Origin of the sequence: Pseudomonas sp. MPDS (genome assembly GCF_013283895.1) — a bacterium.
GTDB lineage: Bacteria > Pseudomonadota > Gammaproteobacteria > Pseudomonadales > Pseudomonadaceae > Aquipseudomonas > Aquipseudomonas rhizophila.
The window spans coordinates 3,537,684-3,563,610 of the sequence record NZ_CP054128.1; the positions used below are offsets into that span (position 1 = coordinate 3,537,684).

Genomic DNA, 25,927 nt, shown 5'->3' on the forward strand with positions numbered 1-25,927 from the left:
CGTATCGATCATGCGAGCGGCAGCCCTTTCTCTGCTCCTTTGTCTGGCCGGCGTGGCTGAAGCTGCGCAGATGCCGGTCGCCGCCCTGCCCGGCGGCATGCTGGTCTACAAGCCAGTACAGAGTGTGCGCGAGCGCAAGTTCAGTGACATCGTCGAACAGAAAACCGATTTCAGTTGCGGCGCCGCCGCGCTGGCCACGGTACTGCGCCAGGCCTATTGGCTTGACGTGGATGAAGAGCACGTCATCAAGGGCATGCTGGTCAAAGCCGACCATGACCTGGTCCGCACCCAGGGATTTTCCATGCTCGATATGAAGCGCTACGTGGAAAGCATCGGCATGCGCGCCAGGGGCTACCGGATACCGCCGGAAAAGCTCGAGGCAGTGACAATTCCGGTGGTGGTCCTGATGGACATCCGTGGCTACAAGCACTTCGTGGTATTGCAGCGAGCCGACCAGCAATGGGTTTATATCGCCGACCCCGTACTGGGGCACAAGCGCTACGCCCATGACGATTTCGTCAAAGGCTGGAACGGCATCGTGTTTGCCATCGTCGGCCCGGGTTACGACAAGACCAACGCACTGCGCACCCCTCCGCAACCGCTAACGGCGCGTAACAAACTGGACGGGTTCAACCCGGTCAAAGATGCAGAGCTGATGGATTTTGGTTTCATACAGAGCGACTTTTTCTAATCGCCGACCAATCGCCAACCATAAGTACAAAAGGAGCAGGAAGCTCCGGGAGCAGCACATGAAAACTTCACGCTGGCTGGCGTTTGCCAGCCTTGCCGCGGCTGTGTCGGGCCATGCCCACGCCGGATTCAAACCCATCGAAGTCAAGGATCAGGAGCTTGCCGAACTGCGTGGACGCTATGTCATGCCCGGTCGGGTCATCAGCTTCGGCATCGTCATGAGCAGCACCTGGCGCAACGCCAGTGGCGACCTGATTGGTGCGAGCAGTTCCATGCAAATCCAGGCGGCCACCGTCAAACCCCAGTTCTATGTCTCAACGATCAAGCAGACCGGCAATGGCCAGGCCCCGCAACAGGGCAGCGGCAACATTGTCGGTGGCGCGGGCCTGGCCGGTGGCCAGGGCGTGACCCAGAGCGTGCGCGCCGCGGGCGATGGCAATTCCGCCTACAACAACGTCAGCATCAACGTCAGGGAAAGCAACCAGGCACCCGCACTGGTGCCTGCTCAAGGCCAGCTGCTGAGCAAAGGCCAAACCATCAGCGGCAGCAACGCCGCCGGCAGTGTCGCGGTTACCGCCACCGGCAGCGGCGTGCAGATGGCGATCCAGGCCAACCACAACCAGGGTAGTTCTCTGCAACAAGTCGCCCAGGGCGGCTTGCTGCAAAACACTCGCTTGCTGGGTAACAGCAACCTGGTCAACAACATGACGCAACTCAACGTGGTGTTGAACAACAACGGCCTCAGCGCCGGAGCTTTGGACTGCAACCTGACCCAGCTGCGCGGACTGCGCAATCTCGGATATTGAACTACGCTGCCTTGCGACCACTGGGCAAATAGGGACGGCATATTTCATGTATCGATCCGTATCGTTGCGCGCTGTGATGTGCGTAAGCACCCTTTTACCGGCGCCCCTGCTGCAAGCAGCACCTGACGCCGACATTCAAGCACTGAAGCAGGAGCTTCTCGAGCTCAGACAACGATACGAGGTCCAGCAAAGAGCCCTGGCGGTACTCGAGCAGCGAGTCCGCCAGGTCGAAGATCAACCCGCTGCTCCCGCGCCCAAGCGCCTGGCCAAATCCCCAGCCGACATGAAAGGCAACCAGACTGCGGCTGGCGGCAGCGGTTACGGGCAGTCCCTGGCCGATGATTCACAGCCCGCCCAGAGTGTCTCCAACCTCTATGACGAGGCCAGCGGCTTTTTTGGCGGTGGTAAGTTCAGCTTCGAAACCGGCGTGACTTATTCGCGCTACGACACACGACAATTGATTCTGAACGGCTTCCTGGCCCTGGACTCGATTTTCCTGGGCAACATCAACCTGGACAGGATCAAGGCCGACACCTGGACCCTGGACCTCACTGGCCGTTACAACTTCGACAATCGCTGGCAGTTCGACCTCAACGTACCGGTGGTCTACCGCGAATCCACCTATCAGTCCGGCGGTGCCAACCAAGGGGCAGCTGGGGTGACCAGCGAAGAAACCGTTACCCGCGATCCCACCATCGGTGACGTCAACTTCGGCATCGCCTACAAATTCATGGACGAATCGATCAACAGCCCGGACGCGGTGCTCACTCTGCGCGTCAAGGCGCCAACCGGCGAAGAGCCGTTCGGCATCAAGCTGCGCCAGTCCCAGGCCAACACCAACCTGTTCGTGCCTGAAGAGCTGCCCACCGGCAACGGCGTATGGTCGATCACACCCGGGATCTCGCTGGTCAAGACCTTCGATCCGGCTGTGCTGTTCGGTAGCCTTTCCTACACCCATAACTTCGAAGAGTCCTTCGACGACATAAGCTCCACCGTCAACCAGAGGATTCCGGGCAAGGTGCGGATCGGCGACAGCTTCCAGATCGGCGCGGGCATTGCCTTCGCGCTGAACGAGAAGATGAGTATGTCGTTCTCGGTTTCCGACCTCATACAAAAGAAAAGCAAGCTCAAACAGGACGGCGGGGATTGGGAATCGGTGGTTTCCAGCGACGCCAATGCCGGCTACTTCAACATCGGCATGACCGTAGCCGCCAGCGACAACCTGACCATCGTCCCCAACCTGTCCATCGGTCTGACCGACGATGCACCGGACTTCACCTTTAGCCTGAAATTCCCGTATTACTTCTAACGCAGTGCCCTGTGGGAGCGAGCCTGCTCGCGGTAGTGGTAGATCAGTGACCTGTTGGTGACTGACACACCGCTACCGCGAGCAGGCTCGCCCCCACATCGAATAGGGCAAGGCTTGATTCAGCGGATTTGATGCTTGTGCAGAAGCCGGTAGAACGTCGGTCGGGATATGCCCAGCACGCGGGCAGCAACACTCAGGTTGTCACTGTGCCGGTTAAGCACATCGCTCAACGCCTGGCGCTCAGCACGGGTCTTGTAGTCTTCAAGGGTGCCCATCGGCGCCACCGGCCCTTGATGACCTGTCAGGCCAAGGTCCATCGCTTCGATCTGCCGCCCCTCGGCCAACACCAGGCCGCGACGTACTCGGTTGGCCAGCTCACGCACATTGCCCGGCCAGTCATGCTTGCCCATGGCCACCAACGCGTCTTCACTGAAACTGCGAGGCCGGCGACCGGTTTCCTGACTGTAGAAATGCGAGAAGTGGCTGGCCAGCATCGACAAATCGCCATGGCGTTCACGCAACGGCGCCATCAGCACCTGCAGCACGTTCAAGCGATAATACAGGTCTTCACGAAACAGCTTGTGCTCGATGGCTGCTTCCAGATCCACATGGGTGGCGGCCAAAATCCGCACATCCACGGCGATCGGCTGGCTGCCTCCGACCCGCTCGATGTGTTTCTCCTGCAGGAAACGCAACAGATTGGCCTGTAGCTCCAACGGCAGGTCGCCAATTTCATCCAGAAACAGGGTGCCGCCGTGAGCTGCTTCGATCCGCCCGATCTTGCGCTGATGGGCACCCGTGAAAGCGCCTTTCTCGTGCCCGAACAATTCCGACTGGATCAAGTGCTCCGGTATCGCGCCACAATTGATGGCAATGAACGGTTTGTTGCGCCGATGGGATTGGCGATGCAGCGTGCGCGCCACCAACTCCTTGCCGGTGCCGCTTTCACCGCGAATCAACACGGGCGATTCGGCAGGTGCCAGTTTGCTCAACAATTTGCGCAGCTCCCGAATGGGTTTGCTGTCGCCCAGTAATTCATGTTCGGGCTCATTGATGTGAATCGAGCCCTGTCCGCGCAAACGCGCCATGCCAAAGGCGCGGCCCAGAGTCACCTGAACCCGGGACACGTCGAATGGCAAGGTATGAAAATCAAAAAACCACTCGCAGACAAAGTCCCCCACATTCTTCAGACGCAACACTTCCTGATTCAGCACGGCGATCCACTCGGTGCCGCTGCGGCTGATCAACTCCTTGACCGCCTCCGGCCGTTCCAGATGAAAAGGTTGAAGTCGCAACAGGCCCACATCGCACGTTCGATCGCCCGCATGTTCAAGGGAACAGCTCTCCACGTCCCAGCCAATGGTGCGTAATCCGGGCAACAGGCGATGGCAATCATCGCAGGGATCAACCACGAGCAGACGACGCGACGTACTGGCTTCGATCATGACTGATCCTTGGCGCCAAAATAAGGAATATGAGGAAAAACAGTCGTTTGGCGAACCTGCATGTAACAGTAGCAAGAAGTTGACACCTGCTTGTATCAATTGATTATCGAGTTCGCTTTAAAGTGGTTATAAGCGCGCGTTTCGTTAGTTGTCGCCCGCTTGAATCTTTCATCAAGCTTTCAAACAAAAGTCCAAAAGCCGGGTCTGAAAGAAAATCGAAATTTATTTAAGGAATGTGTGACCTGCCCCCCCTTACAAGACATCAGTACAAGTAACCAGCCGCCCGGTACGCCCAACCGACGGCACATCATTTGATTGGGCATACTTAAGAGATAACGCCATGAACGCCCCGCTCCGTATCAACGAAGCTCTTTTGATTGCCGACCGCGCCTTTCGTCCTTTTCAATGCGTGGCCTGGGCTCCACAAGACGGTAATGGTGAACTGAGCCTGACCGTCATTGACCGCACCAATACTCATATTGGCCGCACTCAGATTCCAAGCAGTGCCTACACCGACCCGGCCCAACTGGCTGACTGCTTGAAACAGGCCCGTGCCGAGTTGAGCCAGGAAGGCTACACCCTGCAATCCTGGTCCATGCCTGAGTAAATCCTTAGCGGTAAACCTGATGATGGATTGCAGGCTTTGCACTGGATCGAAAAGCCAGTGTTCTGGCACGATTCGCTGCTGTTTCTGCAGCGTCTGATAGTTGTGCATTGTCACATTCAGGGATTGAATGTTGCCCTCATGCAGTCGTCGCCCCTCCGGGCTTATCGACACGCAAGGAGAGGCATGCATGCTCGATCAAACCGCGTTTGCAATGCCGACGGCCGCAGCCTGTGCCGGCCAACTCGACCCAGGCTTTGCCGATAACGGTAAAGCCTGGGTGCATTTTACCGGTAGCTTCGGGAGCCGGACCACGGGCCTGACGGTCGATCATGCCGGAAGGATCCTGGTGGCAGCCCGGATCGAAACGACCGAAGGCAGCCGGTTCGGGCTTGCACGGCTCAACCACGACGGTTCGGCTGACGCGAGCTTCGGACACCATGGCTATGTGATCGGCTCTTTTGAGCGCGGCTTCGAAGCCACGGCAGGCAAGGTGATGGAATTACCCGACGGCCGTATCCTGCTGTCCGGTCTGCACTACGAAAACACCGACCGCACCCTGCCCGCCATCGCGCTGTTCGATCAGCAGGGCCGCGCCGTTCAAAGCTTCGGCAGCGCCGGGCGGCAGGTCATACGGCTGTGCGGCAATCTTTCCCAAGGTCTGCGCGACACCTGGCTCCCACCCGGCGTACCGGGTCTTGAAGCCTGCGACATGCGGGTGCAGGCCGATGGCCGGATCCTCATCCTCGCCAATCATCATTACCAATTATCTGACCATGTCGGCATCCTGATCCGGCTCCTGCCCGACGGCGCATTGGACACTTCGTTCAACAACCGCGGCTTTGTGATGGTCCGGCATCTGTTGAAAAACACTTGGCTGGGTTGTGTGGCGCTTCAGGCCGACGGCAGCATCGTGGTCGGCGGAGTGATTGACTTGCCCCAACAAGGTTTGATGGCCCGCTATGATCCCAGCGGCACACTTGATGACAGCTTTGGCGAGGACGGTTTCCTGTCCATCACGACCCAACAGCACAGCGTGATGGTCAGCCAGATCGTCCAACTTCCAGACGGTGATCTGCAAGCACTGGGCAGCAGCCGCGACCCGATGCATTGCCTGTCGCTAAGAGTGGGCAGGGACGGCAAACCGGACCCTCGCTGCAATCAAGTACAGTGTCAGTTCCTGAAATTTGGCAACAGCGCCAGTCAGTGGACGGCGGCCCAGCTTCAAGCAGACGCAAAGCTGGTGACCGCTGGGGCCACCATCGGCGGTATCGAAACTGACTTCGTTCTGGCCCGGCACTTGCCGGACGCCAGCCTCGATCCGGATTTCGGTGAGGGCAGAGGTTGGGTCCGCACTCGACTGGGCTACAGCCTCGACACCGCCACATCCCTGGCGCTGCAGGCAGACGGGAAGATCCTGGTGGGCGGCTATTCTCTGCATGGCAAGTATCGAGCAGTGGTGGTGCGGTACCGGCCCTGAGGATTTGCTTGGTTCATCGAGCCAGAATGAATCGCTCGATTGCCAGCGCCGCGCCGTCTTCGGTGTTGGCTGCGGTGATGACATCGGCCTGACGCTGAATCGCCTCCTCCGCCTGCCCCATGGCAATCGACAACCCCGCACGGTGAAACATCGCCGGATCGTTGCCACCGTCGCCCATGGCGGCAGTCTGTTCCAACGGCACCCCCAGGAACGCTGCCAGGGTCGCCAGCGCTTCACCCTTGTTTGCCCGCATCGCCGTCACATCCAGATAGATCGGTTGCGAACGCGAGACCTGAGCCTGGCCCTTGAGCAGCGGATGCAAACGCGCCTCCAGCTCAACCAGTAGCTGCGTATTGGCGCTGGTGGCGACGATCTTGTCGATACGTTCCAGGTAAGGCTCGAAACTCTCGACTTGCACCGGCGGATAGCCAAGCCCACGCGTCTCCACCGGCACCATCGGACCGTTGGCGTCGCGCACCAGCCAGTCGCCGTCGGCAAACACCCAGACCTCGATATCAGGCTGGTCGGCGTACAAGGCCAGCGTCGCCAAAGCCGCCTCAGGTGGCAGGTAGTGCACGGCGAGGAAACTGCCGTCCGGGTGGACCAGCGTACCGCCATTGAACGCGGCGGTAGGCAGGTCCACGCCCAAGGCTTCGATCTGCTGCAACATCGCCCGGGGCGGCCGCCCGGTGGCGAGGCTGAACATCACGCCCGCCTCGCGCAGCGAGCGAACGGCCTCGATAGTGCGCTGGTTGAGACTGTGGTCGGGCAGCAGCAGCGTGCCGTCCATGTCACTGAGTAAAAACCGGATGGGGTGTTTCACCTGATCACTCATCGAGCGCATGCCAAACGCGGCCATCGCGTGTCAGCAGGTCATCTGCGGCCGACGGACCATCTTCACCGGCCTTGTAGAACTGGACCGTCGCGTCCTGTTGCCAGGCATCGAGGAACGGCTGGACCACACGCCAGCCGTTTTCAATGTTGTCGGCACGCTGGAACAAGGTCTGATCGCCGGTCAGGCAGTCGTAGATCAAGGTTTCGTAGCCCGTGGACGGTTGCATTTCGAAGAAGTCCTTGTAGGCAAATCCCAGCTCAATATTCGCCATGTCGAGGGTTGGCCCCGGCCGCTTGGCCAGCAGGTCGAACCACATGCCTTCATTGGGCTGGATCTGGATTCTCAAGTACGTAGGTTGCAGTTCATCGACTTCGGTATCGCGAAACTGCGCGTAAGGCGCCGGTTTGAAGCAGATGACAATTTCCGTGTCCCGCACACTCATGCGTTTGCCTGTGCGCAGGTAAAACGGCACCCCGACCCAACGCCAGTTATCGATCATCACCTTGAGGGCGACGTAGGTTTCGGTATTGCTGTCGGGCGCGACATTCGCTTCCTCGCGGTAACCATTGACCGGTCTGTCGCCGACGTGGCCTGCGGTGTACTGGCCACGCACCGAATTGGCGCGGGCCTGCTCCACCGACCAGGGGCGAATGGCCCCGACCACCTTGGCCTTCTCACCACGCACCGCATCGGCGCCAAAGGCGGCCGGCGGTTCCATGGCCACCATCGCCAGCAACTGGAACAAGTGGTTGGGTACCATATCCCGCAGGGCGCCGGTGTGTTCGTAGAAACTGCCACGGGTTTCCACGCCAACGGTTTCCGCGGCGGTGATTTGTACGTGGTCGATGTAGTGATTGTTCCAGAAGGCCTCGAACAGGCTGTTGGAAAAACGGCTGACCAGAATGTTCTGCACCGTTTCCTTGCCCAGATAATGGTCGATCCGGTAGATCTGTTTTTCGCTCATGACTTTGAGCAGGCAGGCATTGAGCGCTTCGGCGGTTTGCAGGTCGGAACCGAACGGTTTCTCGATCACCACACGCCGGAAGGCATCATCCTGTTCCTGAAGCAGCCCAGCCGCGCCAAGGCGGCGGACCACTTCACTGAAAAAGCGCGGCGCGGTCGCCAGATAGAAAACCGCGTTGCCGGTGCCCCTGGCGGCGATTTTCGCCGCCAGTGCTTGGTAGGTGCTGTCGTCGAGGAAGTCACCCTGAACATAACTGATGCCCCGAGCCAGGCTGGCCCACAGCACCGGGTCGAGCGCCCGGTCGGCATCACCGCCCTTGCTCGCCGCCTGGTGACGGATGAAATCCTCGAGTTTCCGGGCGAAGTCCACATCACTGATAGCATTATGGTCAACGCCAATGATCTGCAGGCCATCCCCCAGCAGCCCGTCGCGACTGAGGTGGTACAGCGCCGGCATCAGCAGACGCTTGACCAGATCACCATGGGCGCCGAACAGAAACAGCGTGGTCGGCGGCGCGGGTTCTGCCTTGGATTTCCTGCCGATCGAGGTCATTTTTTCGGCGTCTCCACGTGACCACCGAAGCCAAAGCGCATGGCCGAGAGCATCTTGTCACCGTAGGTGCTCTGCTGGCGCGAGCGGAAACGGGCGAACAATGAACTGGAGAGCACCGGCACCGGCACCGCTTGCTCAATGGCCGCTTCGATGGTCCAGCGCCCTTCACCACTGTCGGCAACCTCACCAGAGAAGCCGTCCAGCTTCGGATCGCTGGCCAAGGCGTCGGCGGTCAAATCCAGCAGCCAGGACGACACCACACTGCCGCGACGCCAGACTTCGGCGATATCGGCCACGTTCAAGTCAAATCGCTGCTCAGGTGGCAGGCTTTCGCTGGATTTGGTCTTGAGGATGTCAAAGCCCTCGGCGAAGGCCTGCATCATTCCGTATTCAATGCCGTTGTGGATCATCTTCACGAAATGCCCCGAACCGGCTGGGCCCGCGTGGATGTAGCCGCGTTCAGCGCGATCATCGTCGGACTTGCGGTCCCGGGTGCGCGGGATATCGCCCATCCCTGGTGCCAGGCTGTCAAACAAGGGGTCCAGGCGCTTCACCACTTCGGCGTCACCCCCAATCATCATGCAATAACCGCGTTCCAGGCCCCAGACGCCGCCGGAAGTGCCGACGTCGATATAATTCAGGCCCTTGACCGACAACGCCTGCGCGCGACGGATGTCATCCTTGTAGTACGTGTTACCGCCATCAATGATGACGTCGCCCGGCTCCAGCAACTCGCTGAGAGCGTTAATCGTGTCTTCGGTGGGTGCGCCGGCAGGCAACATGACCCAGACAGCCCGTGGTTTTTCCAGACCGGCCACCAGTTGCGGCAGATCCGCGACGCCCGTTGCGCCCTCCTGGCTCAGGTTTTCAACAAAGGCGGCATTGCGATCGTAGACGACGGTGGTATGCCCATTGAGCATCAGGCGCCGCGCAATATTGCCGCCCATGCGGCCCAGTCCAATGATCCCGAGTTGCATGTGCTGATGCTCCCTACTACAAATAAAGGTGTGTCAAAGGTTTAGCTCAATCGACGAGTGGAGGTTAGTCCAGAGCATTGCTGCATAGTTTCCGGGTAATTCGAGCGATCACAAGGGATAACGCTCCAGATCCGGCCAAAGACACAGCGACCATGAAAAATAAAAAAGTTCCAATCACAAGCAAAAGAAATCAGAATCGGCGCCGATAGTAGAGGTGTCGACCAAATACTGGCGACATCTCTATAGTTGATGTACGCCATTTGCGAGGTGAGCAATGGACTCCGTAGTTACCGCACGTCCTCCCCAAACCCTTTACGTGACCATTCGTCGCGACGAATTACGCCTGCTCAAAGAAGAGCGTGATCTGCTGCTTGATGAGGTGACGCAATTGCGCATGCAGTTGCAACACTCCCAGCTGTCCCATCAGAGCCAGGCCCTGGCTCGGTAACCCCCGAGCAGAGGCGCGGCGCCGGAAGTGGCACTGGACAAACCGGTGTCATTTCCATGTGTACCCATTCGTGCCAAGGGCATGTGTTCTTGCCGCAGCACGTAGCGGCCAGCCCCTGAGTGCGCGGGTTTCAGTGCGTGAGGTTGCAACGCGACCACCGGAAATAAACCTCCTCGCCACAAAAAACGCCTTCGCCACAGCCCCCCGACATTCGTTTTGTAACCAAATATCTAACAAACTTTTCACACCCCCATCGCGATACTCCCGGCCTTTTAGGTAGTTCGGCGCATGTCTGTGGGCATCCATTGGGTGCCAGCGGCTTTGTCGACAGGAAGGCTGGAGCGCTTGATGAGTTTGTTCAAACGCAGCACAACGACTGCGAAAAGTTTCGACTGGGCCGGGTTTGGCTGGTTATTTCTGTTTTTCTGGTATTTCTCGGGCATTACCCAACTGCTCATACTGGTGACCGACACCTCTGGGTTCACCGGGTTTCGCCAGGCATTCGTGATGAGCGCGCTGTGGCTTGCGCCCATGCTGCTCTTTCCTGCCCGGACCCGTTTACTTGCTGCGCTGATCGGCGTGGTCCTGTGGGCTTGCTCCATGGCCAGCCTGGGCTACTTCTTCATCTATCAGCAGGAGTTTTCCCAGAGCGTCATCTTCATCATGTTCGAATCGAACGTGTCCGAAGCCGGCGAGTACATGACGCAGTATTTTGCCTGGTGGATGGTGGCGGCCTTCCTGGCCCATACCGCCGTCGGATATTGGCTCTGGACACGTCTGCGCCCGGTGTACCTGCCCCGCGGCCAAGCCATGGTCGCGGCGACTGCGATTGTGGTGGCAGTTGCCGGCTATCCGCTGGTCAAGCACACCCTGCGTGCAGGTACATTTGCCGGTGGCCTGGAGAAATTCGAAAGTCGCATCGAGCCGGCCGTGCCGTGGCAGATGCTGGTTGCTTACCGGCGCTATGGCGAACAACTGGAAAACATGCAGGGCATGCTTCACAGCGCCAGCAAGATCGCCCCCCTGGGCCACCTGAAGGACGCCATGGCCGACCAGCCCGCCACTCTGGTGCTGGTCATCGGCGAGTCCACCAACCGCCAGCGCATGAGCCTGTACGGTTACCCAAGGAAAACCACGCCGGAACTGGACAAGCTCAAGGACCAGCTCTCGGTTTTCGACAATGTCATCACCCCGCGCCCCTACACCATCGAAGCGCTGCAGCAGGTGCTGACGTTCGCCGATGAACAGAACCCAGACCTTTACCTGAGCACACCGTCCCTGGTGAGCATGATGAAGCAGGCCGGTTACAAGACCTTCTGGATCACTAACCAGCAGACCATGACCAAGCGCAACACCATGCTCACGACCTTCTCTCAACAAGCCGATGCGCAGGTATACCTGAACAACAACCGCAACCAGAACGCGGCGCAATACGACGGCGATGTGATCGCCCCGTTCAACCAGGCCCTGGCAGACAGCGCTGCGCGCAAACTGATCGTGGTGCACCTGCTCGGCACCCACATGAGCTATCAATACCGGTATCCGCCCAGCTTCAAGACGTTCACCGACCGCCAGGGCGTACCGGCGGGGGTGCGTGACGACCAGGTCCCGACCTACAACAGTTACGACAACGCGGTGCTGTACAACGACTTCGTAGTGTCCAGCCTGATCAAGGACTACGCCAAAACCGACCCCAACGGCTTTTTGCTGTACCTGTCGGACCATGGCGAAGACGTGTTCGATTCGCCGGGCCACAGCACGCTTGGCCGCAACGAAGGCAAGCCGACCGCGCCGATGTACACCGTTCCGTTCATCGCCTGGGCCTCGCCCAAGTGGCGTGAAACTCATGACTGGAACTTCAGCGCTGACCTGTCACGCCCCTACAGCAGCGCTCACTTGATCCACACCTGGGCAGACCTGGCCGGTTTGAGTTTTGATGAGCTGGACCGCAGTAAAAGCCTGGTGAGCGATGACTTCAAGGCCCGCCCGCTGTTGATCGGCAACCCTTATGAACACCAGCGCAAAGCCTTGATCGACTTCAGCCTGATGCAGCCCAAGGCGCCTGCGGTGCGGGTCGTGCAAAAATAACCGCACTGCCCTCGCCCGCTACCACAGGGGCGGCCTCTACAGGGGCTTTGTCCAGAACAGCATACGGCCATGGGCCGGGTCGAACATGCCAGGGGCAAAGCCAAACCTGGTATAGCTGGCCTGGGCGATGGCATTGCCTTCAAGCACTTCCAGGGTGATTTTGCAGCAACCACGCTGGCGGGCGATATCCTCGACCTTCTGCAGCATCTTCTGGCTCAACCCCAACCCGCGGAACGGCTTCATCACCACAACATCGTGGACATTGACCAGCGGTCTGCAGGCGAAGGTCGAAAAACCTTCGAAGCAATTGACCAGGCCCGCTGGTTCGCCGTTGACGAAAGCCAGTACGCTGAAGGCATGCGGGCGCTTGGCCAGTTCCTCGGGTAGATGCAGCAGCACTTCCGGCGGCAGCGACTGACCACCGCCCATTGGATCTTCGGCATAGCCGTTCAGCACATAACAGATTGCTTCGGCGTGGACTGCATTGGTGTAGCTGGCTTGCAATACAAGAATGTCCCTGGTTTCTTCCACGGCGTTCCATCTCACTTCGGTAGTACCGACGGCTCCGGTGCCGTCGGCGGGATACGGTCAGGCGGACTGACCAAAACGCTGCATTTGCATTTCCTGCAGGCGGCTGAGCGTACGACGAAACGGGAATTGCAGATAGCCCTCGGTGTACAACCGGTCCATCGGTACCTGTGCCGAAAGGTACAACGGCACCTTGCGGTCGTAGCATTCATCGACCAGGGCAATGAACCGTCGCACACCGTCATCATGAATGGACAACTGCGGCAACTCACGATCACCGGCCTCGACCCTTTCAACCCCGTCTTCGGTTCCACGGGCAATGCGCCCCTCGCGCTGCTCGGCGCTCAGATTGGGTACGTCGCTGATCAGAATGGCCTTGAAACGGTCGCACAGTGCCATGAAATCCATGGCTGAGAACGGCTGTTCGCACATATCCGCGTAACGACTCCAGAGCACCGTATCGCTGGCCCGCACGGGCTGAAGCAGACGATGGCCAACTTCAATCGGCAAACTGTTGGACGCCTGTCCTGCGGTCAACTGGGCAAAAACAGCCTCCAACGGATCGGGTTGTCCGCCGTCGCGTAGCCAGTAGCGCTGCTGCAATGCTCCCGGATGCTGGCGATGATCTTGCCATCCGTTCACCGGCACGACCCGCATGTGCTGCTTGATCGCCGTGATGGTGGGCAGGAATCGCTCGCGGTTGTGGCCGTTGGCATAAAGCTCCTCGGGCGGCAGGTTGGAGGTGCTGACCACCACCATGCCCCGCTCGAACATGACCTGAAACAGACGACCCAGAATAATGGCATCGCCAATGTCGGTGACGAACAACTCGTCGAAACACAACACCCTGACCTCTTGGCTCAGTTCTGCAGCCAATGCCTGCAAAGGGTCCGGCGTGCCCGTAAGCTGGAACGAGCGCTGATGCACCCAGGCCATGAAATGATGGAAATGCTGACGACGGGCCGGCACCCTCAGGCTTTCGTAGAAACGGTCCATCAACCAGGTCTTGCCGCGGCCGACCGGCCCCCAGAGATAAACGCCCTGGATCGACTTGCGCCCCTCGTGCAGTGCCTGGTGGCACTCTTGCAGAGCCATGATGGCCAGTTCCTGGGCTTCATCCTGGACAAAGCCATGGTGTTCGATGGCATGCTGCCAGGCGCTCAAGGGGGAGTCGAAAGTCATACGGCCCGGATCCGGAAAACGAGGTCGGGGAGTATGCCATGTCGGCGGCTTTGAGTGAGTGATCTCACCTGTCTGTGAACCCAAACAAAACCCTGTGGCGAGGGCGATTTATCCCCTCCCCACAGGTGTTGACGATCCAACGTGCAAACATCTAGATCGAGATATCCAGCCGACTGATCTTCCCCTGCTCGTCGAGCCGGAAGGTGTAGCGCAACTCCAGCGGGCTGCCGGGGAAAGTTCCGGAGATCAGGTTATGCACCAGCACCTTGCCGGTGCGTTGCTGCACATTGAGCACCTCGACCCGAGGCTGTAAACGCCGGGCGGTGTCTTCCATCCATTGAGCGATGGCCTGGGTGCCGGCGCGGTGCTGGCCTTCATCGAACACGTTGGCATCCTCGGCGAAAAAACGCGTCACCGCCGAACTGTCACGAGCATTGGCGGCTGCAATGTAGCCGGCAATGGCCGGGGCCAGGGAAGAGACGGGATTGGACATGGTAGGGCTCCTTGTTTTATCGATCTGACACCATGCTAGAACAGCCTTGTGTCAGTTTTTGTCAGGAGTGAAACGCCCCATTTCGTCCAGTTCCATCAGCTTGAACCAGGCGCGCAACAAGTCGCTGCGCCGGCCAGGATAGCGCTCGCCCTGCTCGGTGGCAGAAGCAATCCGGTCAGTGCGAAAGGTCCGATAGGCGCCGCGTAGTTCACACCAGGCAACCACTACCCGCGCCTCATTGAAAAAACCCAGGGCCAACGGCCAGATCAGGCGCTGGCTGGGGGTTTTGTTCACGTCGGCGTAATCGATATGCAGCTTGGCTTGGGCGCGAATGGCCTGGCGGTACACATTCAGCTCCACCGTATTCTGTGGATAGCCATAGCCAGGAGGCCCGGGCAATACCGTGGGGTTGCGCAGGGCATCCCGGACGTCAGGCGCCAGCACTGCGGCCACCTTGGCCAAAGCGTCGGCAGCAGCCTTGCCCAGCACCTCGTCGCCACGCTGATCAACGTAGCGCAGCCCCAGCACAATGGCTTCGATTTCATCAGCCGTGAACATCAATGGCGGCAGGAACAGGCCGCTGCGCAACACATAGCCAATGCCCGCCTCGCCCTGGATCGGCGCCCCCAGGGCCGAGAGTTCGGCGATATCGCGGTAGAGCGTGCGCTCGGACACTTTCAACTCGGCCGCCAATGTCGCAGCGGTAACCGGGCAGCGCTTGCCTCGCAAGACTTGCAATAATGTGAGCAGTCGAGTGGTACGCGACACGATGGACGATCCGGAAAAAAGATTGACGCAGATTAGCAGAGCCTGGTGTCAGAAACTGTCAGGAGCCATGAGCCCTGCCTGGATTGAACTGGACGGGAAACCGCGTGATGTGCGGTGGTTTGAGAGAAATGTGGGTTATCGTGCTCAACAGCTCGCCCGTTTGCCCTACCTATTATCGTGAGAGTTTATCCATGCGCAGAGCCCTCGGTGTGTCCCTTTTCCTGATGTTGCTCAGCCTGAGCGCCTGCGCCCTCTTCCCGCACCGCGATCCGCTGAACATCACCGTGGTGGGCATCGAACCGTTGCCCAGCCAGGAGCTGGAGATGCGCTTTGCCGTGAAACTGCGATTGCAGAACCCTAACGAAACCGCCATCGATTACAACGGTGTCGCGCTCGACCTCGAGGTTAATGGCCGGACACTGGCATCGGGGGTCAGCGATCAGACCGGATCCATCCCACGGTTCTCCGAGGCGGTACTGAGCGTGCCAGTGAGCATCTCGGCTTTCTCCGTGCTGCGCCAGACGCTGGGCCTGAGCCAGACCCAAAGCCTGGACAACCTGCCTTACGTACTCAAAGGCAAACTGGCCGGTGGACTGTTCGGCACCCTGCGCTTCGTGGATCGCGGCACCCTGGACTTGCCGGGTACCGCGGCCACTTGGTAAATCAGCGAGTGAAACGCACGCCGGGTTTGGCCCGCTCGTCCACCACCAGTTCGAACACATCTGGCCTGGCGTAATGGCCGACCACGTCATAGTCGTAGCGCGCCGGTACCAGTTCATCGGTATCGATTTCGGCGGTCAACAACCCGCTTGTGCCTTTAAGCGGACCGGCCAGGACGTCCCCCATGGGGCCGACAATTACACTGCCGCCGGCAATCAAGGGACGCTCGGCGGGCCAGTTCGCCACTTCAATGCCCAGCGCCTGAGGCGAGGCCTGAACCTGACAGGCGCTGACCACGAAACAACGACCTTCGTGGGCGATATGACGCATGGTCACCTGCCACATCTCCCGCTCATCCACCGTCGGCGCACACCAGACCTGCACCCCTTTGGCGTACATCGCGGTGCGCAACAGCGGCATCATGTTCTCCCAACACACCGCCGCGCCTACACGACCGACCTGGCTGTCGATCACCGGTAAAGTCGAGCCGTCGCCCTTACCCCAAATCAGACGCTCAGTGCCAGTGGGCATCAGCTTGCGATGCTTGGCCACCAGGCCGGCATCGGGCTCGAAATACAGGGCGGTGCAGTACAAGGTACTGCCGTCACGCTCAATGACACCCACTACCAGACTTGCTCCCGTGCGCGCCGAAAACCCGGCCAAGGCCTCGGTTTCACTGCCCGGCACGTCGATGGCGTTGGCAAAATAACGAGCAAAGGCCTCGCGCCCCTCGGGCAACCGGTACCCCAACTGTGTACCGAAGCGTTCTCCCTTCGGATACCCACCCAGCAGCGCTTCGGGCATCACCACCAAGCGTGCTCCGGCCTGGCGTACGGCATCTTCATAGGAAAGGATCTGCGCCAGGGTGTCAGCTTTGCCTCCGGGCAACGAGCCGATCTGCAGGGCAGCCACAATGGATTTGGGCATGGTTTTCAACTCCTCGATCATCTGGGGTTGCTGATTTTCAGGTGCCAGACGATCATGAATAAAGCCCCGTACGCTGCTAAATGATATGAGTGTTATGAATATCGTGGATGTCGACCTTAATCTGCTCAAGACCTTCGAAGCCCTGCACGATGAATCCAGCGCCAGCCGCGCCGCGCTTCGCCTGGGCGTGACCCAGTCGGCCATCAGCGCGGCGCTGCGCAGGCTTCGAAACCTGTATGACGATCAATTGTTTGTGCGCACTGGCCGCGGCCTGGCGCCGACCTTACGGGCCAATCAGCTCAAACCGGTGATCAGCGACGCACTGAATAAATGTCGCCAGAGCCTGGCGATGGTTGACCCCGGTGCCAGTCATTACGAAGGTCGTTCGGTCATCGTCGGGTTGTCCGATGATTTCGAAATTGCCCATGGCCGGCGCTTGATCGAGGACGTGGCACGACGGGCGCCGGGGCTGCGATTGATTTTTCGCCAGACCCATAGCCAGATCGTCGGCCGGGCGCTGATGGAGCGCAGTTTCGATCTGGCGATCACGGCGGGAGGGTTTACCGAACGCTTGCTCAGCCGTCAGGTACTGGGCGAAGGCGACTACGCCTGTCTCGTCGACCCGGCCAGCCTGACGCAGGACCAGCAGACGCTGACCCTGGAGGCGTTCGTGGCCCGTGAGCATCTGCTCGTGTCTTCCGGTGGGTTCATCGGCATCACCGACGAAGGGTTGGCCGGCCTTGGCCTGAGCCGGCGGGTGTGTGCCTCGACCACCCACTTTGCCGCCCTGCCGTTCCTGCTCAAGGGCAGCCAGGCCGTGGCGACCATTCCGCTGCATGCCGCCGCGGCGATCGCCTCCCTCAGTGGCCTGGCGTTGCTGCCCTGCCCGCTGGACCTGCCCCGCTACCCGATCGAACTGGGCTGGCGAACCCATACGCAGATGGACCCGGCCGTGGTCAAGGTGCGTGAGGCTATCATCGCGACCTTTGCCTGAGGTTTATTTGTTGGCTGCCATCAGACGATTGACTTCACTGCGCACCATGTTGGCGTACTCAGGCGGCGACATGCCGTCCAGTTCGGCACGTACCCATTCGGACCACTTGCCCTTGCGCTTGGAACGCTCGCCGAACAACCGGGCCGCGTCACCCTTGGCCTTGCCCAGATTGTTTTGCCACAGTTCAAAAAGTCGGGACTTTTCGTCTTCCAGTGCCGCGCGCTCGGCCAGGGGCTTGTCAGCCAGATTGAAACTCATGGGAATTACCTGTTGCGTAAATATGCGCCATCTTACACCTTGAAGAGGCGCGTCTTAACCACGTTTTATGATCCACAGTGCTGCCGCTGCCAGACGCTGCAACTTTTGCTCAAGGGCAGCACTCCATTGTTCACTGCCATCATCAGCAAGGAGTACCTCAATGGCTCGCAAAAGCACGCTGCAAGGGAATGGAGAGCAAATCAAGGATCAAGCCTTCAGTGAACTGAAGGCTTTGATTGAGGAATCGGAAAAGCTGCTCAAAAGCAGCGCCTCACTGGTCGGCGAAGACGCTGAAAACCTGCGCGACCAGATCTCGCAGAAGCTGCAACAAGCCCTGGATTCGGTTGCCAGCGCACGGGAGCGGACCCGGCCGATGGTCGATGCCACCGAAGTCTATATCGGCGGACATCCATGGCAGACCGTGGCCATTTCCGCAGGCTTCGGCCTGGTGGTGGGGTTGTTGCTCGGACGCCGTTAAGCCCTTGGCAAAAACCTGTTTGAATGATCACTGATAGTGTGGCGAGGAGATTTATTTCCTCGCCACAGATGCGTGAACCGCCAGAGCCTCATCCGAAGCCGGCTTTACAAACCCGCCAACTCCCGCAACTGCGCCAATGTCTGCCCGTCCAGTGCGATCCCCCGCTCATTGGATTTGCTGCGCTCGTTGTGTCGACGATCACCCGGCAGCCGTCGCAACCCGACACCATGCATCTGCCTGACCAGCTCCTGGCTGCGCTCGGCGAAGTTCTGCCCGGCGGCCTTGCTCGGGTCAATCACGATCAACAACTGACCGGTCCAGGGTGTCTTGGCCCCAGGATGGTTGTGCCAATCGAACTCGAAGGAAAAGTTGCCACCGGTCAGGGCGGCCGCCAGCAGCTCGACCATCATCGACAACGCCGAGCCCTTGTGTCCGCCAAAAGGCAGGAGCGCCCCGCCTTCGAGAATCGCCTTCGGATCGCAGGTCGGCTGACCGAGGCTGTCCACCCCCATTCCTGGCGGTAGTGACTCGCCCTTGCGTGCAGCAATCTGCACATCTCCGTGGGCAATCGCGCTGGTGGCCAGGTCGAAGACAATCGGCTCACCATCGGCCCGTGGCGCAGCGAAGGCAATGGGATTGGTACCAAAGAGTGGACGGTCAGCACCGTGAGGCACCACGCACGTCATGCTGTTGACCACGCTCAATGCCACGAGACCTTCATAGGCAAACGGCTCGACATCCGGCCACAGGGCAGCGAAGTGATGGGAGTTGCGGATCGCCAACACTGCAATCCCGGCGCTGCGGGCCTTGGCCACCAGCAACGGACGTGCGGCGGCCAGGGCCGGCTGGGCGAAGCCGTTACCAGCGTCCACCCGTACAAACCCTGATGCCACATCTTCGACCGTGGGTACTGCCTGACCATTGACCCAACCACTTTTCAGCGTCGAGACATAACCGGGAATGCGAAACACCCCATGACTGTGGGCGCCATCACGTTCGGCTCCGGCGCAGTTTTCGGCCAGGGCCCGGGCGACCTCGGCCGACGTGCCGTGTCGCAGGAATATTTTCTCCAGCAAGCTCACCAAAGCGGAAAAAGACAGGGTGCTTGAACCGGCATGATCGGATAGCGCAGACATCTGAAGCTCCAGAGTGATTGTTGGAGGTAGCAACAGCGTAAGGGGAACCAGCCGGCTGATTAAACACCGCTTCACTGTCGGAGCAAAGCTTGCTCGTGCCGGATTACGCTGATCACCGCGCTTGGGTGCGGTAACTATGTACCACCTTGGCTCATTGATCGTTGCCTAGTCTGGCCGCTCATCCACCAAACGTGCCGCCTCGCGGCGCCTTGAGCGAGAAGCAACGATGACCACTGCAACTACGCCGTTATTATTTCCCGAGGTATTGGCCGCCAATAACCTGGAGGACTTGAACGCCCCCCACGGATTGACCCAGGCCGACCTCGACTGGCTGCACCACGTGTCCCTGTCCAACCACACGCTGCGCGCCGCACAGACGCCCCCCATGTCTGCCGAAACGATTCGCTTGCAGGTCGACGCAAACGCGCCGATCCCGCTGGCCGGCTGCCTTGTGCTCAAAGCGCTGACAGACGCAGACGCAGCGCAGACCCAGCCTGCGTTCCTCTACACGCCCTACGGCGGAATCAGAAAATTCGACAGCCCCGAAGCTCTCGAAGAGAAGATGGAAGCGATGCTGGACAGTCCAGCCGAGCGTGACGATCTTTTTCGGCTGTTATCGATTTCCCAGCGCGCCGAACTCAACAGCACCTCCGCGATCAGGACTACCCGGCAACGTATCGACGGTGACGTCTTCAACACCCTGGTCGAGTCCATCGAGTTCGCTCAAAGCCTCAACGCCCGAACAATGGTGGATGAACTGATCAAGTTACCCTCCCTCAGTACGATGCTTGACGCGATCTTGAATGAGGTGCTGTCCAACTTTGATCATCGACAGACCCGCGTAACCATGAGCACGTGGAGTAGCGCGGGGAATCAGAAGACAAGCCAGTTGACCAGAAGCATGACACTCAGCGAGGCGGTCCTGGCCTACTTCCACAGCCAGGGTCGGCCCGCCGGGCAAGACGTTGACTTCATTCATCCAGGCATCACCGTATCACCGCAAAACAAGCGTCAATGGGAGAGCGTGTTGAAGGTGACCGCCAGCAACCTGATCCCCAGCCTTGCCCACTGTATCGACGCTTATTGGGACGCCACCGGCCCGTTCAATACCTCGCGCCGGCGCTTTCTTTCCCAAGTTCTCAGCGATGCGCTACAAGCCACGATTCTGATCAAGCGGGAGAAAAGACAACTCACCGAGGCCCACGCCCAGGAACTGCTGCGGCTGTACAGGCCATCTCGCCCGGACGAACCGCTGCTGTTTATCGAAACCCTGCGTCTTTGGGAATATGAGCCGCTCTACGTAGAGCTGGCGGGTTCTTTGATGATCAGCGCCAAGGGACACTATCTCTATACCCCCAGTCACGGCCTTGAGAAAGTCGACAACTACCTGGGTTTCAAGGATGCACTGCTCAATACCCCCACCGGCGCAGGGCGAAAGGAAGAACTCTACAGTCTGCTCAGCCTGGAGGAGCGCAACCGCTTCCTGCGCTTTGACGATCCCCAGGTGTCAGGTAAGGCGGTGACGTGGCCGGTATTCGAGTCTCTGGCTGATGCGATCATCGGCAAACAGTCGAAAAACCTTCATTTCGCAATGGAGATGTCCCGCCAGGGGGACGTGGACGTCCACGCGCTCGTTGACAAGGCCCTGGACATACGCAGCCTGATCGGCAAAAACCTGCTGACGCAAAAAACCGCTGGACACTGGGGCACGCAGCCGGTTTTTTACGGGGACCTGCGCCCGTCCAATTTCATGGCTGATCAACTGGAGAGGAAGATCAAGAGCTACGCCAGTGTCGAAGAGGCCTTGAATGCCGAACTGAGCCGATTGTCACTCTCCAGCGACACCTCGCTGCGTCACGCATTGAAAGGCCTTCTTCCTAAACTGACCAACGTCTTTTCCCTGGGAATACGTGCAGAAGCCGAACTCAGAGAACTCAACGCAACCCTGTCTCCCGCCGCGCGCGACCTTATCGCCGCGGTCTTTGCCTTTGATGCCGAATATCCGGACCGCACTCAACGCATCGGGGTAAAGGGCTTCCGGCCCGATGTCTATTCGCTGAGGCTGGCATGTACCGAGGACGGCAAAACCGTCTCCTTGCCGCTGGCCAATTGTTTCCTGCTGACCGAACGCGGCGGGCTGGATACGCCTCATTCCGGCCTGGCAATTCTCTGGACACCGGCCGATGGTTTACAAGTGTTTGCCTCAGTCGAACTTGCCACCCAGCAATTGAATCGCCACCTGCTCGACTCACGAAAGCGCTCTGGTCTGCTCGCCAACCTCTGGCCCGCCCAACGCAAGCCCCATGGACGCTATCAGCTTGATGGGTTTGAGCTGATCGAAGACAACGTGCTGCTCAATCGGATGAAGTCGTTCAACGCACTGTTCGAGGCCCAATACAGGTATCTGAGCACGCTAAAGAGCGGGGACTGGCAACTGACAGGGCCTGAACGGGTAAAAAGCCTGGGCACATTGCTTGAAAAGGCCGCGCCTACCAATCTGACACACGCCACACGTATCGCCCAGGCGATCCGCTTGCAACAGAAACTCCCCGCCTGGCTTGGCGCCGCACCACTTGAAGAACAGCGCCTACAGATTGACCTGCTTGAGCAATACAGAAGCAGTGTCGACGATGACGAGGATTATCTGGACGGTATCGAGCCCCTGCACACCTATGTGAGCAAAAAGCTCAAAGCGCTCCTGGATGCGCGTTTCGCCATAAAAGACCTGGATCCCGCCACCCTGTTGATCACCCCGAACCATGCGTTGGCGGGGCCCGCCAGCAGCTTGACCGAGTTCGCCCTCAATCATGCCGACTTCACTCAAAAGACAGGCTTCAGGGTGTCCTCGACCTCCGGGCGCGCGTTGCCCGACAGCCTGAACGAGACGGCTGTCAGGCAAATGCTGCTGTCGTTGGACATCCCCACCGCCTATAAAAAGATCGTACTGGACGAACTCTCCACTACCTCGACCGATGGCCAGAAAAGAAAGCAGCGATTTCGCCGGCAGTTGCCCTGGCAACTGTTGCAACATGCCCACGCACTGCATCTACAACAGCACCTATCGCCCACAGGGTTTGACTTGATTCGCCAGGTACTGGACATGCCGGATGCCATCGCACGCCAGGCAGTGGACGGCGCCAGCGCGTTGATTCGTCCACTGGAGCTGATCAAAACCCGGGGAGCTGCGGCGATCAAGGCACTGGGGCTCTACCTGATCGGATCAAGCACCGATGATACTGCCCCCCATGTGCTGTATTCCCCCTACCATGCGGGCCACAACTTCACCGAGTTCAAGGACCAGGCCAGCCTCATTGCCGCCTTCAACACGCCGGGCGCGTTGCAAGACCTGCTGATTCGTCGACTTCCCGAAAGCCAGCAAGCCACGTTCAAGAACCTGTTCGCCGCCACGGTCGGTTCTCTATCGGAAATCACCCTGGCTTCCAATCCGATCAAGACCAACCTGTTCGATGTATTGTTCAACGACAATACAACCCTGTTATCGGACATGCTGAGCGCACAAACAGAAAAAAACCGCCAGTTTGACTGGGAAACGGCCCTGCATTTGTTCAGCGCCGGCGTCAAACTGGTGGGGCGGCAGTTGCAAGGCAAACTGACGTTTATCGAAACGCTTTGGGAAAGTTACCAAGACTTCAAGGCCTCTTCTGAATCCCTGCAGCAGCATGACTGGAAAGCGGGCTTGCACGACTTCATCGCCGGCGCGGCAGAGATGGTCTCACTTGGCTTCCTGAATCGCGACGACACCTTCGGCCTGCTCGACCCGATAAGCCCCGGCACGCAGAACGCCTCCATGGCGACCCCGCCCCGCTGGAAAGACATCGCCTCCACCGCCCCGACGCGCACCAACCTGCGGGCCTTCGAAGCCACGGAGGTGAGCCTGCACAACCTGCAGAAGAACCGGATCGACGGAACCTACAGGGCCCCAGGGTCCGACAAGCTTTACGCACCTGTTGCCGGCATGGTTTTTCAGGTGGCCAAAGCCAATCAGGTCTGGCGCGTGGTCCATGAACAGGGAGAGGGCCCAATACTGAGGCAGTCGCCTGATAACCAGCAATGGACCGTAGACCCACAACGGCAGACCATTCGCTACGGCAAAGTGATGTCAACGCTGGCCAATTCCTACAGCGACTACAAGGCTTCAACGTCGCTCAACATTGAGGCTCGGGGCATGGCGCAAATACGCCGCAAATACCCGGCTTACGCAAACATGATCGAGCAGGCCCTGGAGGTGGCCAGGTATTACTCATTCAACGCCCTGCATAATCTGGATCAGATCAAACATCAGGTCCCGCCGGGCTCTCGGCTGGATACCTTCCTGAAGACGTTTTTTGGGGTGAGGACAGTCGACGCCAGCCTGATCAAGAAAATACACACCGCCGTCTCGCCGCTGTGCCGGGCATTGGCTGATCCGTCCTGGGAAACCCGCAACGCCAAGCGCCTTGTAATCGGCCGTTTGAAATACATGGACGATAGAGCCACTGCATTCGTGCTCGAACCGGAAACGGCAGGAAGAATCTATCTGACCCAGTATTTCTTCGAGGTCGGATTGGATTGGTACAAGGACGCGGTCCCGGATTCCTTCAATGTCGATGCCCACGCCCAGGCCGCGGTGCTTATCCACGAAGTTTCTCATCAGCTTTTCGACACGCTCGATATTGTCTATCTGGACGCGGCACTGCCGTTTCTGGACCTGATTTCCAATGCCACTCAGTTCGGACATTCAAAATACAATTATCAAAAGGACCAGCAACGCAACGGGCTGTCGTTGACCACGCCACGATCCAAACTGTTCATGGGCTGGGACAGTGCAGCCGGCGGGCTCAAGAGCCTGGAGCTTTTCCCCGAGCATCGGGATATGGCCCGGGAAATCCTGAAGATGACCGGCGCCAGGAGCATGAGCGAGGCGCGCAGTATCTTTCTGGATCCAGGTTCACCGACAGCACGCATCGACGTGATCTTGCGAAACGCCGACTCCATGACGCTACTCATCTGTGAGCTGGGTCGACAGCTGGACTCCCCACCCTTGAGTCCCGCTGCCACGTTTTAAACGGCCTCTGCGAACGCTGCGCGCGGACGGGTCTTGATCTTTTTTTCACGAGATGTATGCCACGCTATAACCACGACATACCGGTGTTCGAGCCTTTGACCGGAAAAAACAGGCTCATTTTGATGTGCAAACGCCATGATGGCGGTTCTCGACAGGTCATGCCGAAGGTTAGAATGCGGCAAACCAGGAAGAGTCAATGACCGAACATACACTCTCGGAAGCCGAATACGACGCCATTACCGATGCGGCCGCGCATTGGTGCATGCGTTTGCACGCCGTCGACTGCACCGACGCCGAACGGCTGGCATTCAAACAATGGCACGATGCCGATCCCCTGCACGCTTTCGAATACCAAGCCATGCTGGAGATCTGGGCCGTGGCCGATCATCTTCCGCGTGTCGAAGCGGCACCATCTCCCGCGCCAATACCGCGACCTCGGTCCCGCTGGAGTCGGATGGCTGTCGCAGCCGCGGTGCTTGTGCTGGGCGTGCCCCTGGCCGCCTACACAGGCTGGAACCTGGGCTGGGTTGCCAACTCCTACGAACGATTCGAAGCGGATACAAGCGTGCGTCACATCACCCTGGGTGACGGCAGCCAGGTAGAACTGAACCTGGGCAGTGAACTGGTATTTGCCAATTACAAGAATGAGCGTCGGGTGACGCTGAAAAAGGGCGAGGCGTTTTTCGACGTCAGCCATGACACACAACACCCATTCGTTGTACGGGCCGGCCAGGGCCAGGTGCGCGTGACCGGCACTCGCTTCAATGTATGGATGTATCAGGATCAGGTCCGGGTGACGCTGGTGGAGGGCTCGGTATGGGTGACCAGCAACCAGGCACTTGCCGGTAACGGCTCGCAACTGTCGCCGGGCATGCAGGCCAGCTACAAAGCTGGCGACTACCAACCGCAAATCCGTGAAGTCGATGCCAACGACAGCTCGCTGGCGTGGCGCAACGGCAAGCTGGTGCTGGACAACCTTGCCCTCAGCGATGCACTCCCGCTGATCAATCGTTATCTCGAGCATCCCGTCATGCTGGCCGACAACAGCACGGGCGCCCTGCGTATCGGTGGTATCTACAACCTCAACGAAGTGAAGAACCTGGTGCCTTCGTTGCCCAAAGTCCTGCCGGTTTACCTGACGCAGAACCAGGACGGCAATCCAGTCCTCAACTCCATCGGTCAACGGCCGTCCAACTGAAAAAGCCGCGACCTGATCAGGTCGCGGCTTTTGTGTAACACA

The 25,927-nt window shown here is 59.2% G+C and carries 23 protein-coding genes; 12 read left to right on the forward strand and 11 right to left on the reverse strand.

Annotation, left to right across the window (positions count from 1 at the left end; translation table 11 throughout):
* Positions 1–10: 10 nt before the first annotated feature.
* From HQ912_RS15550 to HQ912_RS15560, 3 genes are read left to right on the forward strand one after another with little or no spacing between them, the layout of a single operon-like run.
* Positions 11–691, forward strand: a complete 681-nt coding sequence (locus HQ912_RS15550) for a C39 family peptidase (protein ID WP_092397940.1) — start codon at positions 11–13, stop codon at positions 689–691.
* Between the two features lie 58 nt (positions 692–749).
* Entirely contained in the window at positions 750–1,496 is a 747-nt protein-coding gene (locus HQ912_RS15555; protein ID WP_076384967.1) for a hypothetical protein, read from the forward strand.
* Positions 1,497–1,542: 46 nt separating this feature from the next.
* Entirely contained in the window at positions 1,543–2,805 is a 1,263-nt protein-coding gene (locus HQ912_RS15560) for a transporter (RefSeq protein WP_076384969.1), read from the forward strand.
* Positions 2,806–2,924: 119 nt separating this feature from the next.
* Here the strand turns inward: HQ912_RS15560 and HQ912_RS15565 are convergent, their stop codons facing one another.
* Entirely contained in the window at positions 2,925–4,250 is a 1,326-nt protein-coding gene (locus tag HQ912_RS15565) for a sigma-54 dependent transcriptional regulator (RefSeq protein ID WP_047226543.1), read from the reverse strand.
* 340 nt (positions 4,251–4,590) lie between these two features.
* On the opposite strand from HQ912_RS15565, the gene HQ912_RS15570 reads away from it, so the two are divergent.
* Positions 4,591–4,857, forward strand: a complete 267-nt coding sequence (locus HQ912_RS15570; RefSeq protein ID WP_047226544.1) for a hypothetical protein — start codon at positions 4,591–4,593, stop codon at positions 4,855–4,857.
* A 187-nt stretch (positions 4,858–5,044) separates the two neighbouring features.
* Positions 5,045–6,334, forward strand: coding sequence for a hypothetical protein (locus HQ912_RS15575; protein WP_173406997.1), 1,290 nt, complete (start codon positions 5,045–5,047; stop codon positions 6,332–6,334).
* Between the two features lie 13 nt (positions 6,335–6,347).
* On the opposite strand, the gene HQ912_RS15580 is transcribed toward HQ912_RS15575, so the two are convergent.
* From HQ912_RS15580 to gnd, 3 genes are read right to left on the reverse strand one after another with little or no spacing between them, the layout of a single operon-like run.
* Entirely contained in the window at positions 6,348–7,169 is an 822-nt protein-coding gene (locus tag HQ912_RS15580) for an HAD family hydrolase (RefSeq protein WP_047226638.1), read from the reverse strand.
* Positions 7,162–8,685, reverse strand: coding sequence for a glucose-6-phosphate dehydrogenase (gene zwf, locus HQ912_RS15585; protein ID WP_173406998.1), 1,524 nt, complete (start codon positions 8,683–8,685; stop codon positions 7,162–7,164). Before zwf ends, HQ912_RS15580 begins: the two co-directional genes overlap by 8 nt.
* Positions 8,682–9,686: a phosphogluconate dehydrogenase (NAD(+)-dependent, decarboxylating) gene (gene gnd / locus HQ912_RS15590; protein ID WP_260990091.1), complete on the reverse strand. Its 1,005-nt coding sequence runs from the start codon at positions 9,684–9,686 to the stop codon at positions 8,682–8,684. The genes zwf and gnd overlap by 4 nt, the downstream gene beginning before the upstream one ends.
* Positions 9,687–9,936: 250 nt before the next feature.
* Between gnd and HQ912_RS15595 the strand changes: the two genes are divergently transcribed.
* The gene (locus tag HQ912_RS15595; protein ID WP_171061379.1) at positions 9,937–10,110 is read left to right on the forward strand and encodes a DUF6026 family protein; all 174 of its coding nucleotides are present in this window, start codon (positions 9,937–9,939) and stop codon (positions 10,108–10,110) included.
* 348 nt (positions 10,111–10,458) lie between these two features.
* Positions 10,459–12,198, forward strand: coding sequence for a phosphoethanolamine transferase CptA (locus tag HQ912_RS15600; RefSeq protein WP_107322513.1), 1,740 nt, complete (start codon positions 10,459–10,461; stop codon positions 12,196–12,198).
* 36 nt (positions 12,199–12,234) lie between these two features.
* Here HQ912_RS15600 and HQ912_RS15605 read toward each other — a convergent pair whose 3' ends face one another.
* The 4 genes from HQ912_RS15605 to HQ912_RS15620 all read right to left on the reverse strand — a co-directional run bounded on the left by HQ912_RS15605 (position 12,235) and on the right by HQ912_RS15620 (position 15,169).
* Positions 12,235–12,729 carry a GNAT family N-acetyltransferase gene (locus tag HQ912_RS15605; protein WP_047226549.1) on the reverse strand — a complete coding sequence of 165 codons (495 nt, stop codon included), beginning with the start codon at positions 12,727–12,729 and terminating at the stop codon, positions 12,235–12,237.
* A 57-nt stretch (positions 12,730–12,786) separates the two neighbouring features.
* Positions 12,787–13,908 carry a cell division protein ZapE gene (zapE, locus tag HQ912_RS15610; protein ID WP_107322514.1) on the reverse strand — a complete coding sequence of 374 codons (1,122 nt, stop codon included), beginning with the start codon at positions 13,906–13,908 and terminating at the stop codon, positions 12,787–12,789.
* Positions 13,909–14,059: 151 nt separating this feature from the next.
* Entirely contained in the window at positions 14,060–14,401 is a 342-nt protein-coding gene (locus tag HQ912_RS15615) for a nuclear transport factor 2 family protein (RefSeq protein ID WP_047226551.1), read from the reverse strand.
* 51 nt (positions 14,402–14,452) lie between these two features.
* Entirely contained in the window at positions 14,453–15,169 is a 717-nt protein-coding gene (locus tag HQ912_RS15620) for a helix-turn-helix transcriptional regulator (protein WP_047226552.1), read from the reverse strand.
* 191 nt (positions 15,170–15,360) lie between these two features.
* Here HQ912_RS15620 and HQ912_RS15625 point away from each other — a divergent pair, with 191 nt between their 5' ends.
* Complete coding sequence (locus HQ912_RS15625) at positions 15,361–15,831, forward strand: LEA type 2 family protein (RefSeq protein WP_047226553.1); 471 nt, start codon at positions 15,361–15,363, stop codon at positions 15,829–15,831.
* 1 nt (position 15,832) lies between these two features.
* On the opposite strand, the gene HQ912_RS15630 is transcribed toward HQ912_RS15625, so the two are convergent.
* Entirely contained in the window at positions 15,833–16,756 is a 924-nt protein-coding gene (locus tag HQ912_RS15630) for a carbon-nitrogen hydrolase family protein (protein WP_107323276.1), read from the reverse strand.
* A 94-nt stretch (positions 16,757–16,850) separates the two neighbouring features.
* Between HQ912_RS15630 and HQ912_RS15635 the strand changes: the two genes are divergently transcribed.
* The gene (locus HQ912_RS15635; protein ID WP_173406999.1) at positions 16,851–17,750 is read left to right on the forward strand and encodes a LysR family transcriptional regulator; all 900 of its coding nucleotides are present in this window, start codon (positions 16,851–16,853) and stop codon (positions 17,748–17,750) included.
* 3 nt (positions 17,751–17,753) lie between these two features.
* Here the strand turns inward: HQ912_RS15635 and HQ912_RS15640 are convergent, their stop codons facing one another.
* Complete coding sequence (locus tag HQ912_RS15640) at positions 17,754–18,008, reverse strand: hypothetical protein (RefSeq protein ID WP_076384979.1); 255 nt, start codon at positions 18,006–18,008, stop codon at positions 17,754–17,756.
* Between the two features lie 160 nt (positions 18,009–18,168).
* On the opposite strand from HQ912_RS15640, the gene HQ912_RS15645 reads away from it, so the two are divergent.
* Complete coding sequence (locus tag HQ912_RS15645) at positions 18,169–18,486, forward strand: YqjD family protein (protein WP_047226556.1); 318 nt, start codon at positions 18,169–18,171, stop codon at positions 18,484–18,486.
* Between the two features lie 104 nt (positions 18,487–18,590).
* Here HQ912_RS15645 and HQ912_RS15650 read toward each other — a convergent pair whose 3' ends face one another.
* A complete protein-coding gene (locus HQ912_RS15650; protein ID WP_076384981.1) occupies positions 18,591–19,622 on the reverse strand; it encodes an Ldh family oxidoreductase in 1,032 nt (343 codons plus the stop codon).
* Positions 19,623–20,007: 385 nt separating this feature from the next.
* Between HQ912_RS15650 and HQ912_RS15655 the strand changes: the two genes are divergently transcribed.
* Together HQ912_RS15655 and HQ912_RS15660 are read left to right on the forward strand one after the other, a co-directional pair.
* Complete coding sequence (locus tag HQ912_RS15655; RefSeq protein WP_260990033.1) at positions 20,008–24,687, forward strand: dermonecrotic toxin domain-containing protein; 4,680 nt, start codon at positions 20,008–20,010, stop codon at positions 24,685–24,687.
* A gap of 196 nt (positions 24,688–24,883) precedes the next feature.
* Entirely contained in the window at positions 24,884–25,885 is a 1,002-nt protein-coding gene (locus HQ912_RS15660) for a FecR family protein (RefSeq protein WP_173407001.1), read from the forward strand.
* The last annotated feature ends 42 nt before the right edge of the window (positions 25,886–25,927 follow it).